This is a genomic window from Hymenobacter sp. (assembly GCF_036388155.1).
Classification (GTDB): domain Bacteria; phylum Bacteroidota; class Bacteroidia; order Cytophagales; family Hymenobacteraceae; genus Hymenobacter.
This window is the reverse complement of record NZ_DASVSI010000032.1, coordinates 1-11,910: the sequence shown is the minus strand read 5'-3', so window position 1 is coordinate 11,910 and position 11,910 is coordinate 1. Positions and strand designations below refer to the sequence as shown.

Sequence of the window (11,910 nt, the reverse complement as noted above, 5' to 3'; positions counted from 1 at the left end):
CGCGAAGGTCGACGCGCTGCTCGAGCGCGTGCAGGCGATCCGCGAGGCGATGGGCCCGCACTACGGCATCGGCGTCGACTTCCATGGACGGGTGCATCGGCCGATGGCCAAGGTCATCGCGAAGGAGCTGGAACCCTACCGCCTGATGTTCATCGAGGAGCCGGTGTTGTCCGAGCATGAGGAGGCGGTGAAGGAGATCTCCAATCACTGCTCGACCCCGATCGCTCTCGGAGAACGCCTCTTCTCGCGATGGGACTTCAAGAAGATCCTGGCCGACGGCTACGTCGACATCATCCAGCCCGACCTCTCGCACGCCGGCGGCATCACCGAGTGCAAGAAAATTATCAGCATGGCCGAGGCGTTTGACGTGGCGGCCGCGCCGCACTGCCCGCTGGGCCCCATTGCGCTGGCTGCCTGCCTGCAAGTAGACGCCACCTGCCACAACGCTTTCATCCAAGAACAGAGCCTGGGCATCCATTACAACAAGGAAAACGACCTGCTCGACTACCTGGTCGATTCCACGGTGTTTGACTACGAAAACGGCTTCTGTAAAATTCCCGAGGGTCCCGGCTTGGGCATTGAGATAAATGAGGAATTTCTGTTAAGCCGCGCCGCCATCGGCCACAACTGGCGCAACCCCATTTGGCGCAACGCAGATGGGAGCGTGGCGGAGTGGTAGTGGGCGACTCCAAGTTGGTGAGCAACTGTCATCCTGAGCGCAGCGAAGGACCTTATCATGTCGCGCCATTCGGGATTGCTACGGGTCGCTCATATGTGATAAGGTCCTTCGCTGCGCTCAGGATGACAATCGATTGATGTTCTTTCATCTCTTGAAGTAGCATAACTCACCATGGACCCAAAAACCACTTTCCTCAGCTGCGATTGGGGCACCTCTTCTTTCCGGCTGCGGCTGGTGGAGCGCGCGGGCCTCAAGGTGCTGGCCGAAGCCAAGTCCAAGGAAGGCAACGCGGCAATTGCGGAACTGTGGAAGGAGGCCAACCAGCCGCCGGAACAGCGCGCGGAGTTTTACCTGGCCGTGCTACAAAAGCACCTGAAGACGCTGGAAGAGGCCGTGAAAACCTCGCTAGACGATGTGTCGGTGGTGATTTCGGGCATGGCTTCGTCCACCATCGGCATGATGGAATTGCCGTACAAGCCGCTACCGTTTGCGACGGATGGTTCCGATTTGGCCGTTAAAACCATTGCGCCAACTGAGGAGAATTTCCAGCACCCCGTGCTATTGGTATCGGGCGTGAGAAGCGACGATGACGTGATGCGCGGCGAGGAAGTACAGCTGGTGGGCTGCCGGTTTGAAACCACGACGCAGGAGCAGCTTTTTCTGCATCCGGGCACACACGCCAAGCACGTGCTGGTGCGAGATGGCCAAGCCGTGGCGCTGAAAACGTACATGACTGGGGAGCTTTTCTCCTTACTATCCAAGGAGAGCATTTTGGTTGCTTCGGTGGAAGAAGGTCAAAAGCTGGAAGAAGGCCGCAACCTGCACTGGTTTGAGCAAGGCGTGCGCCACAGTCAAAAGGCGAATGTGCTGCATAATATTTTTCTGGTGCGCACCAACGAACTGTTCAAGAAAGCCAGCAAGGCGGAAAATTATTTCTACCTGAGCGGTTTGCTCATCGGTAGCGAATGCCACGGCCTGGTAGCCAGCCCGCCCACGCGCATCACTCTGGCCGGCGAGGACGTGCTGGTAGCCCACTACGGTGCTGCTTTGCGCATATTGGGCTTAGCTGAGCGCTGCCACATCGAGACAAAAACTGCCGAAGAAGTGACCCTCAACGGCCACCTTTCCGTTTTAAACCACCAGCAACCTAAGTAGAAAACGCACAATCCCAACTTCAACATGCGGGCTCACTCCGTTCTTCACGCGCAAGCCGCCCTGGGCGAAGGAGCCCTGTGGAACCCGGAAACCAGCCAATTGTATTGGGTTGACATCGAGGGCAGGGCCTTGCACATCTTCAATCCGGCCACCGGCAACGACCGGCGCCTGCCCACCGGCAAACGCGTGAGCACCGTGGTGCCGATGCACGACGGCCACGTGCTGGTGGCGTTGCAAACGGGCCTGCATCGCCTCGATACCGGCACCGGCGAACTCACCCGCCTGGCCGACCCCATCACCGACCAGAACCTGCGCTTCAACGACGGCAAGTGCGACCCCGCTGGCCGGCTCTGGGTGGGCACCTACGACCTGCAGCCCCGCCAGCACAGCGGCGCGCTCTACCGCTACGACCCCGACGGTCGCATCCACGTCATGCGCCGACGCATCACCAATTCCAACGGCTTGGCCTGGTCGAAAGACCGCCGCACGATGTACTACGTCGACACGCCCACCCGCGCGGTGCAGGCCTTCGACTACGACGACGCCACCGGCGCCATTGCTAATCCGCGGGACGTTATTACCATTCCCGAAGACATCGACGGCGAGCCCGACGGCATGACCATTGACGCAGAGGACAAACTGTGGGTGGCCCTATTCGGCGCTGGCGCCGTGCACCGCTATGACCCGGCCACCGGTGCGCTGCTCCAGGAAATCAACGTGCCCGCGCCAAATACCTCCTCCTGCGCCTTCGGTGGGCCCGACTTAAAAACGCTCTACATCACCACCGCCCGCCAGGGCCTGACGCCGAAGCAACTGGAGGAGTTTCCCCTAAGCGGCAACCTGTTTGCCGCCGAGCCGGGCGTGCGCGGGGTGCGGGCGTGCTTCTTTGGTACAGGTCATTAACATCTAGGCCGTCATGCAGAGCGCAGCGAAGCATCTCGCCCGCCACCACTAATCAGTTACTAGATTGGATTATTACTACACGAGAGATGCTTCGCTGCGCTCTGCATGACGGGTTGGTGTGGTCTTGGCGTGTGTGAGCAACACGGTTACACCACACTATTACAGTTCCGCCACTTGCAGTTGAATGTCCACGTTGCGACCGTGGTCGTCGGCGCAGGAGATTTTCACGGCACCCGTGGGCGGGCGGAAAAATACCCGTTCCGTAGCTGCTGCCGCGCGCAGAAACCGGTCGTTCACATACCAGAAGACTTGGCGCACCTCGCTGCCCGCCGCGCAGCTGAGCAGCATTTGCTGTTTTTCGGCGCGGTTGAGTAGGTATTCGGCGTTGGCTAGGGGCGAGGTGATGGCCAGCGCCGCTCCGGTTTCGTCGGTGCCGCGCACGAGGCGGCAGGCGGTGTTGTGGGCCGGTAGGCGGGTGGCGGGCAGGCCTTGGGCTTCGCGAAACGCCAAGACTTCGGGCACCGGGTTGAGGAAAAGCTGGCGGCGAAATCCGGCTTCGGGCACGCAGGCGCGGCAGTAGGAAACGGCGCCATCGGCCGATACGAGAGCCTCCTTCTGGTGCTCGCAGTGCCGGGCTGAGGAAATGCCGGGCAGGTAGTAGTCGATTAGCTGATTGGGGCAGTGCTCGCCGGGCACGAGGCCGGTTTCGGCGCACACCAACCGGAAGTCCAAGCTGGCGGGTGGGGTGGCCCAGTGGTTCGGCGAGTTGTAAGCCAGAGCGTTGAAGATGTCGAAGAGCAGGGGCGTGGCAATGTCGGTACCGGTCAGCGCCGGGCTGCCTTCGCCGCTGAAATTGCCCACCCACACGCCCACGGTGTACTCCTTGTTGTAGCCGATGCTCCAAGCATCGCGGCGGCCGTAGCTGGTGCCGGTTTTCCAGGCAATTTTGGGCAGGCGGGCGCTTCCCTGGTACCCCAGCGGCAAATCGGGGCGGGTGCGCTGGGCCAGGATGTCGGTGATGAGGAAGGCGGCGGCGGGGGAGACCAGACGGGTAACCTCACCCCCCGGCCCCCTCTCCCGCGGAGAGGGGGAGCCAGCTATGCGTGGAGTTGAATCATCAGGCTCCCCCTCTCCGCGGGAGAGGGGGCCGGGGGGTGAGGTCAACCGCACCGCGCGGTACTGCCCCTTGTCGGCCAGCGCCGCGTACAGTGCCGTCAGTTCCTCAAGCGTAGCGCCGCAACCGCCCAGCACCGTGCTCAGGCCCAGCCGGGGGGCGGTTTTGGCGACGCTCCGGAAGCCCGCGTCGCGCAGCTTGTCGGTGAAGGTGGGCACGCCCATTTCGCTCAGCACGCGCACGGCTGGGATGTTGAGCGAATAGGTGAGGGCGCGCTCCACCGTCACTTCTCCGCTGAAATTCTTGTCGAAATTTTCGGGTTGAAAGCCGCTGAAGTTGCTGGGCACGTCGGGCAGTTTCAGCTTGGGCGTGACGAGGCCGCGGTCCAGCGCCAGCGCGTATAGGAATGGCTTCAGCGTGCTGCCGGGCGAGCGAATGGCCCGCACCCCGTCCACTTGCCCAGCGCTGGCCGCGTCCGCAAAATCGGCGGAGCCCACGTAGGCTTCCACGGCGCGGGTGCGGTTGTTCACCACCAGCACGGCAGCCTGGGTGATGCGCAACTCGTGCAGGCGGCGCACGTAATTCTTGGTGAGGTCTTCGGCCTTCGCTTGGGGGCCGCGTTGCAGTGTGGAGCGAATGATGGGCTGGCCGGCAAACTGCGTCACCAGGCGGCGCGCCAGGTGCGGGGCCAGGGTGGGCGCCGCGTGGCGCTGCACGTCCAGCGGCTCGGCTAGGGCGTCTTCAATGTCCTGGTCGGGGAAGAGGTGCTGCGCCTGGAACTGCCGCAGCCAGCGGTTGCGCTCGGCTACAATGAGGGCGTTGTTTTTGCCCAGCACCAGCGCCCGCGGCTGGTTGGGGATGATGGCCAGCGTCACGGTTTGGGCCAGTGAGAGGTAGTCGGGCGGCTGCTGGAAGTACAGCAGCGCCGCCGATTTTACTCCTTCAATGTTGCCGCCGTAGGGCACCAGGTTCAGGTACAACTGCAGGATTTCGGCCTTGCTGTAGTGGGCCTCTAGCTGCACGGCGCGCAGCATTTCCTTCAGCTTGTTGCCGAAGGTGCGCTCCTTGGGCTCTAGCAGCCGCGCCACTTGCATGGTGATGGTGCTGGCCCCGGTGGTGCGGCCCTTGCCAAATATATTCCGCCCCGCAGCCTGCACAATGGCTACCGGGTTGACGCCGAAATGATACCGGAAATACCGGTCCTCCTTGTTGATAAGTGCCGCCTGCAAAGCTGGCGTAATTTCCGCCAGCTCGGTTTTCATGCGCCACTTCTGCGTGGGGTTGAGGTAGGCGTGGAGCACGCTGCCGTCGGCTGCCAGCACAATGGGGGAGTAGCGCGGCGCGGGCGGCAGCGGAAACACCCAATCGAGCACTCCCATTACAAGTAAGCCCAGCAGTAATGCCACGCCTAGCCAAGTGCCTTTCCGCCGTTTCATAGTCAAATATATCGGGTGACGGGGCTTGATGAGGAACAGTGGCTTGCCATTCCGGCCGGGTTCCGGACAACCGCTCTGCTACTGGTAAAATGGCAAGTGTATTCCCCAATCGAGAAGGTCAGAAAGCACCGCACAAAACTTCATCAGTGCAGCTTTTTATCTGGCATTACTCAACTAGTCGACCTTTTCTGAATTAATTTCTGCCAATACAGTAATTTAAATTTTGGGCACCGTTACGAGCGAAAAATTTAAATGTTACGTCAAAAAAGCCTTTAAATAATCGATTTAAGAACGTTTTTTTATAAAAATTATAAACCACTAAATCCTGTGCTGCAAAAGCCTGCGTAAATATTCCGTGGCCCGCAGGAGGTGTCATTCGCTTGCGGATGGTGCTTTCGATGCAAGGGGCCCGCTCTACCCGGACTCGCGCATCTTGCTGGTTTACACTTTCACCAACCCCCATTCCTATTTCACACCACTACATGAAGAACAAATTTTTCCTCACCCTGGCCCTCGCGGGCCTCACGGTCGGTGCGTCGTATGGGCAAGCCACGGTAGACCCCGAGGTACGAACGGCTCTGGCCACCAACCCATTGGCGCAGGTTGTTGTCACCTTCAACGGCAACGGTGCCCCCACGCTTTCGCAAACCACGTTGCTGCGCAGCCTGGGCATTCTGAAAGGCGTGACCATGCAGGCCCTGCCGGTGGCTGGCGTGTTGGCCACGGCTTCGCAGGTGAACGCGCTGGCCGCCAACCCCGCCGTGCGCTCCATTTACCTGAACAAGCGGCTCGACTATTACAATTTCGACGACACCAACCTGACGGGCGTGAAGCGCCTGCGGGCCGATGCCCAACTCACCGCCCGCAACGGCGGCCTGCCGGTTTCGGGCAAGGGCGTGGGCGTGCTCATCAACGACAGCGGCGTGGACGGCACCCACGAGGACCTCAAGTTTGGCCCGCATCTGGTGCAGAACACCTTGGGCTCGACCAACCTCAACGCGCTGAACGCCATGCTGCCCATCACCTACCTTGAGGGCGTGCCGAACACCGACACCAACTCCGGCCACGGCACGCACTGCGCCGGCACGGTGGGCGGCAGCGGCGCCCGCTCGGGCGGCAAGTACGAAGGCGTGGCGCCCGGCGCCTCGCTGCTGGGCTACGGCTCGGGCGCGGCCCTGCTCGTGCTCGACGCCATCGGCGGCTTCGACTACGCCCTCACGCACCAGTTCCAGTACAACATTCGGGTGATTAGCAACTCGTTCGGCACCAGCGGCGACTTCAATCCCGACATGCCCATCAACATCGCCACCAAAAAGTGCTACGACCGCGGCATGGTGGTGGTCTTTGCCGCCGGCAACGAAGGCCCCGGCGCCGACACGCACAACCCCTACGCCATTGCGCCCTGGACCATTTCGGTGGGCGCCGGCGACCGCAACGGCTTGCTGGCCGACTTCTCCTCCCGCGGCGTACGCGGCGAGCAAGGCACTTTCTCGGTGGACGGCCAAACTTGGACGTTCAAGAACGAGCCCGCGATTGTGGCCCCCGGCGTCGACGTAGTGTCGACCCGTGCCGTGGCCCCGGTTTCGTCGCTGGGCGCGCAGCAGGACGTGGAGTTGCTCCAGCCCGGCGAAGTTCCCTTCTACACGCACAGCAGCGGCACGTCGATGGCCACGCCGCACGTGGCCGGCATCATTGCCCTGTTGCTGGAAGCCAAGCCGACCCTGAACCCGGCCCAGGTGAAAGACCTGCTGATGAAAACCGCCACCAACATGCCCGGCCGGCAGTCGTGGGAAGTAGGCGCGGGCTACGTGAACGCCTACGCCGCCGTGGACTACGCTTTCCGCACGTCGAACTACGGCTCGACGGTGAACGCCGCGCGCACTTTCAAAAGCAGCGTGAACTCGCAGAGCAGCAGCACGCCCTTCACCATCAACTTCAACCCGGCCACCGCGGCCACCAACCAACTGACGTTCCCCGTGAGCGCCGGCACCAACAGCATCGAGGTGAAAATCTCGTCGCGCGGCGTACTGGGCGAAACCGGCAATCCCACCAACCTGGTGTTGATTGACCCGGCCGGCGTGCGCTACACCTCGGGCACGCCCGCCACCTTCACCCTCACCACCGACCGCAGCGTGGGCGTGGCTTCACCCGCTCCCGGCACCTGGACAGTAGCCGTGGAAGGCCTGCGTGGCGTGGCCGCCCCCGAAACCGTAACCGGCAGCATCACCCTGCTCACGCCCAGCGGCACCACCAACCTGGCCGACATCGTGGGCCACCCCGCCGAAGCGTCCATCAAAATGGCCGTGACCAACCGCCTCGTCGATGGCTTGGCCACCGGCTTTGCGCCCAACGCCAACCTCACCCGCCTGCAACTGGCCGACTACCTGCTCATGGGCCAGGGCATCAAGCAGTTTCTGCCCGTCACCGGCGCCCGCACCTTCAGCGACGTTTCTTCGGTGAGCGACATCCTGCTGACCGAGTCGGTGGCTGCCCGCGGCGCGGCCCTGCGCGACCGGTTCAACGTGAACAACGGCGTGATGCTGCCCACCGCCAGCGGCAAGTTCTCGCCCAGTACTGCCGTGAGCCGGGCTTCGCTGGCCTATTCGCTGGTGCAGAGCCTCGGCTTCCAGCAGCAGGCCCTGGCCCGCAACGGCAAGCCCGTCACCGTAACGGTGAGCGGCCAGACCGTGGCCCTGGACGACGCCAACAAGATTCCCGCAGGCCTGGAAGGCTACGTGAGCATTGCCCTGGAGCTCAACCTCATCAATGCCTACTACACCATCTCGCAGGGTCCCTACGACTTGCAGCCCACCATCAAGGCCACCTTCAAGCCCTCACAAGCCGTAACCCGCGCCGATTTTGCGGTGATTGTGACGCGCACCTTCCAGCAGTACAATGCCCAGACGCAGCCCGCTGCCCAGGCGCGCAGCAGCGCCGGCACCGCGGCCCCCGCGCTGGCCGTGCAGCAGGTATCGGCTTATCCGAACCCTTTCACCGGCAGCACCACCATCAGCTACGCGCTGGCTCAGGAAGGCCCCGTGAGCGTGGAGGTGTTCAACACGCTGGGCGCCAAAGTGCAGACGCTGGTAGTAGGCACCGAAGCCGCTGGCTTGCACCAAGTGAAGTTCGACGCCGCCAAGCTGGCCCGCGGTACTTACCTCTTCAAGGTAAAAACCGGCGAGACGGTAACGACGAAGCGCTTGGTCGTGCAATAAGTATCTGCCTCAGTAATTGAAAAGGCCGTCTCCAATCCAATGGAGCCGGCCTTTTTCATGATGCATGTAGAGACGCAATAGTTGGAGTCTCGTCGTTGAACGGCGGTGAAAAGGTTCAGCGCGAACAATTTGCTAGCGGCGCGGACGACGAGACTGCCGTCGGCCGCCAGCACGATGGGGGAGTAGCGCGGCGCTGGTGGCAAGGGAAACAACCGGTCGAGGGCAAAGACCAGCAGGAGCCCGCAGACCACGCCGAGTACGCCCCGTACCCATTGCCGCTTTTTCATCTCAACTTACGGTTGTGCCCGCCGCTCCCGGTATTGACGGCGGCGCAGGGTGTCCCGGCGCTGCTCCAGGGCATCGGTGCTGATGAACATGGCCGGATTGGCGTCGGCGTCGCGCAGGGAATCGAGCAGGGTTTTGGCTGCATCGTATTGGCGCTAGTTCGTAAGGTTGTCGGCCCGGCTGAGCAATTGCTGGCCCCGGGCTTCGGCGGCCGGACTATCGGCTTCCCGTACCACGTTGCCCCGGCCATCGGTGCGGAAATAAAAGAAATAAGCCATCCACAGCACCATGCCGAAAAACATGACTAGGAGGATAACCAGAAGGCGTCGGTAGAAAAACATATGGATAATGAAAGTGTAAAAAAGAAATGAACGAGCCTACCTCACGCGCCCCGATGGCGCGGGGCTTTGCCCCGTGCCGACTATTCGCAGGCTTCCGGCCTGCATGCGGCGAGTTGTTTATGATTTCGTTGGGCTGGTGCCGCGGGCCAGAGGCCCGCTAATAAATGGCACGGGGCATAACCCCGCGCCATCGTTCTATTATTTATTTCACGCGCACGGTGCCCGCTCCGTTATAGCTGTGGTATTCGGCGTTGTACATCGCGTCGGCATTCACTGGGCCCAGCTTGAAGGTGCCTTTCGAAACGGCGCGGGCCAAGTAGTAGAACGACTTGGGTTCGTTGGTGGCGGTGGTGAAGAAGTTAATTCGGTCGTCGCGCACGTCGAGGTAGTCGGGCGTGGCGGCGTCTTTGGCCCAGTCTAGCTCGCGGACGGCGCCGAGGCGGGCGTTTTCGATTTCCAGGCCGGCGGGAAGCAGGTCGGTGATGGCCACGTTCTTGATGGTGCCGGCCGCGTCGCCGGCTTCGATGGTGATTTTGACCACCACCAAATCGTTTTGGGTGAAGGTGGGCGTGCCCAGGGGCTGGCCGGCGCGGTTCAGGAACTGGCGGCGCACTTTCAGGTAGCTGTCTTCCTCCAGCACCCGGCCGCTGGGCGAAACACCCTCGGTTTCCCAGAAGTAGTAGAGGTTGCCGCTGCCGGTGGCGCGCAGGCTGAGGGCGCGGTTGGCCACGTTGTTAATGATGAGGTCTTTGCCGGTGAAGCTGCCCAAGGCTTTGCCGTTGGCCGAAACAGTGGCAGTGGCGGTGCTGCGGGCGTCGCGCTTGGCCATTTTGCCCAGGGCCAGCAGGGCAAAGGCGCGCTCCTGGGTGTTGAGCCAGCCGGCGGTGCGCAGCTGGCGGCTGAGCTGCCGGGCCAGGGCCAGCACCTGCGGGTTGTTGGGGTCGGTTTCGATGAGGGCGTTGAGCACCAGGGCTTCGTCGCGGATGGGGGAGTAGAACGAACCGTCCAGGGCACGCTTGGCCGCTTTTTCGCCGCCAAACTTGGTGGGCAGCAGGGCGCGGAACTGGCGTTGGTTGCCGAGCAGGGCCTGGGTGCAGGCCAGCAGGTACTTGGAGTCTTCGGCCAGGAATTGGCGGTTGGCTTTGTAGTAGTTCAGGGCCACGGCATCCTGGCGGCCGGCCAGGGCCAGCACGTAGAGCGAGTAGGCAATTTCCTTGCTGGCGATGGTGCGCTCCCGCGCGATGTTGTTGATGTCGAAGTACTGATAGGGCTCGGTTTCGCGCTTTTTGAGGCGGAACTGCAGGTAGCGCAGGGTTTTGTCGAGGACAGACTTGTTCACGGCGAAGCCAGCCCGCTGGGCTTCCTGCAGGAAGTGAGTGGCGTAGGCCGTGGCCCACCAGTTTTCGTAGTCGCCTCCGGGCCAGTAGCTGAGGCTGCCGTTGTAGAGCTGCATGCTCTCAATCTTGCGGATGGCCTCCTGCACGTGGTAGTTGGGGTTGTATCGCTGGTTTTTGGCGGCGCCGGTTTTCTGCTGCAAGGTGGCGGCCAGGTCGGCGTAGTAAATCTGCGGGAAAGCGGCCGACACGGTTTGCTCCAGGCAGCCGTAGGGGTATTGCAGCAGGTAGCGCAAGTCCTTGCTGAACTCCGTGAGCGGCGAGCGGCTGATGACCAGCCGGCTGGTGAGCGAGGCGGGCAGGAAGTCGGTTTTCAGGTTGAGTGGGAGAGAGGCACCGCCAGCTAAAACGCCGCTGCCGGTGCGCTTTTCGAGCGAGGAAGCGGGGCGAACGGGAAGTTCGATATTCTCCCGGAAAATTTCTGGAATACCACTCTTGTTTCGAAGTGTTTCAGACCGTACATCCACGTTAATTACAGCATTACCAATGGACTTAGCTATCAAATGGAACATGACCCGCTGCTCAGCATTAGGCTTCAGTCTAATTTGATGGCCTCGTACATTACGAACATAGTCTGCACTCACATCTGCAAGGTCAGAATCATTGTCTCCTCGCTTTGAAAAGGATTCTACAAATGCATTCGACCTCGTATCTAATGTTACCCCTGCATCTATAGATTTACTCGTCGTATTCGTCAGCGTCACCGGCACATCAATTGTGTCGCCTGGGCTCATAAACCGCGGCAGCGCCGTCGAAATCACTACCGGGTCGGCCACCTTCATCGTGTGCTCGGCGTTGCCGAAAGCATCATCCTTATACGCCACGGCCATGATGCGCAGGGCGCCCGAAAACTGCGGCACGCGCACTTTGTAGCGCACTTTGCCGTCGCCGTCGGCGGTGAGGACGCCGCTCCATTTGGCCACCAGTTTCACGCGGCGATTGGGCACGGGGTTGGTGCGGCGGCGCAGGTCGGCGGCGTCGCCCCCGCTGCTGCTGGTACCCAGCTCGGGCAGCAGGAAGGGGTACATGTCGAAAGCCGACACTTCCAGGGCGCGCTTCTGGTAGAAGTAGCCGTGCGGGTCGGGCGTCTGGTAGTTTTTGAGCTGCAGAATGCCCTCATCCACGATGGCCAGGGTGACTTGGGCGCGGGGCGCGGTGCTCACTTCCACGGTTTGCCACATCTGCGAGCGGCTGGCAGCCGGCGCGGCAATGGCCAGGGCCAGGCGCGAATCGGCTTTTTCCACGGTTAGCGGCAGGAAGCCACGGGCCACGGTGAGGGGCAGGCGGTCGGTGCCGTTGAGGGCGCGCACGGCCGTGGCCGTTACGTACACGTTAGGCACGTGCTCGTCCTTGAGGGGGATTTTTACCTCGGCCGCTTTGCCGTCGGT

At 61.9% G+C, this 11,910-nt stretch carries 8 protein-coding genes; 4 read left to right on the top strand and 4 right to left on the bottom strand.

Annotated features, from left to right (window positions below; genetic code table 11):
* From dgoD to VF629_RS04750, 3 genes are all read left to right on the top strand, one after another.
* Positions 1–679 (top strand): galactonate dehydratase (gene dgoD, locus VF629_RS04760; RefSeq protein ID WP_331057309.1); only part of this gene is annotated, 679 nt, incomplete at its 5' end.
* Positions 680–850: 171 nt separating this feature from the next.
* Positions 851–1,834: a 2-dehydro-3-deoxygalactonokinase gene (locus VF629_RS04755; protein WP_331057308.1), complete on the top strand. Its 984-nt coding sequence runs from the start codon at positions 851–853 to the stop codon at positions 1,832–1,834.
* 24 nt (positions 1,835–1,858) lie between these two features.
* Positions 1,859–2,737: an SMP-30/gluconolactonase/LRE family protein gene (locus tag VF629_RS04750; protein WP_331057307.1), complete on the top strand. Its 879-nt coding sequence runs from the start codon at positions 1,859–1,861 to the stop codon at positions 2,735–2,737.
* Between the two features lie 159 nt (positions 2,738–2,896).
* Here the strand turns inward: VF629_RS04750 and pbpC are convergent, their stop codons facing one another.
* Positions 2,897–5,287, bottom strand: coding sequence for a penicillin-binding protein 1C (pbpC, locus tag VF629_RS04745; protein ID WP_331057306.1), 2,391 nt, complete (start codon positions 5,285–5,287; stop codon positions 2,897–2,899).
* A 482-nt stretch (positions 5,288–5,769) separates the two neighbouring features.
* Between pbpC and VF629_RS04740 the strand changes: the two genes are divergently transcribed.
* Positions 5,770–8,502, top strand: a complete 2,733-nt coding sequence (locus tag VF629_RS04740; protein ID WP_331057305.1) for a S8/S53 family peptidase — start codon at positions 5,770–5,772, stop codon at positions 8,500–8,502.
* Here VF629_RS04740 and VF629_RS04735 read toward each other — a convergent pair.
* From VF629_RS04735 to VF629_RS04725, 3 genes are all read right to left on the bottom strand, one after another.
* On the bottom strand, positions 8,442–8,789 hold the full coding sequence (locus VF629_RS04735) for a hypothetical protein (RefSeq protein ID WP_331057304.1): 348 nt from the start codon (positions 8,787–8,789) through the stop codon (positions 8,442–8,444). The genes VF629_RS04740 and VF629_RS04735 overlap by 61 nt on opposite strands.
* Positions 8,790–8,942: 153 nt before the next feature.
* The gene (locus tag VF629_RS04730) at positions 8,943–9,128 is read right to left on the bottom strand and encodes a hypothetical protein (protein ID WP_331057303.1); all 186 of its coding nucleotides are present in this window, start codon (positions 9,126–9,128) and stop codon (positions 8,943–8,945) included.
* Between the two features lie 202 nt (positions 9,129–9,330).
* Positions 9,331–11,910: alpha-2-macroglobulin family protein (locus VF629_RS04725; RefSeq protein WP_331057302.1), on the bottom strand; the 2,580-nt coding region annotated here is incomplete at its 5' end.

Excerpts from the sequence above, each read along its gene's own strand:
- VF629_RS04755 (WP_331057308.1), top strand. The coding sequence starts at position 851 with ATGGACCCAAAAACCACTTTCCTCAGCTGCGATTGGGGCACCTCTTCT.
- VF629_RS04750 (WP_331057307.1), top strand. The coding sequence starts at position 1,859 with ATGCGGGCTCACTCCGTTCTTCACGCGCAAGCCGCCCTGGGCGAAGGA.
- pbpC (WP_331057306.1), bottom strand. The coding sequence starts at position 5,287 with ATGAAACGGCGGAAAGGCACTTGGCTAGGCGTGGCATTACTGCTGGGC.
- VF629_RS04740 (WP_331057305.1), top strand. The coding sequence starts at position 5,770 with ATGAAGAACAAATTTTTCCTCACCCTGGCCCTCGCGGGCCTCACGGTC.
- VF629_RS04735 (WP_331057304.1), bottom strand. The coding sequence starts at position 8,789 with ATGAAAAAGCGGCAATGGGTACGGGGCGTACTCGGCGTGGTCTGCGGG.
- VF629_RS04730 (WP_331057303.1), bottom strand. The coding sequence starts at position 9,128 with ATGTTTTTCTACCGACGCCTTCTGGTTATCCTCCTAGTCATGTTTTTC.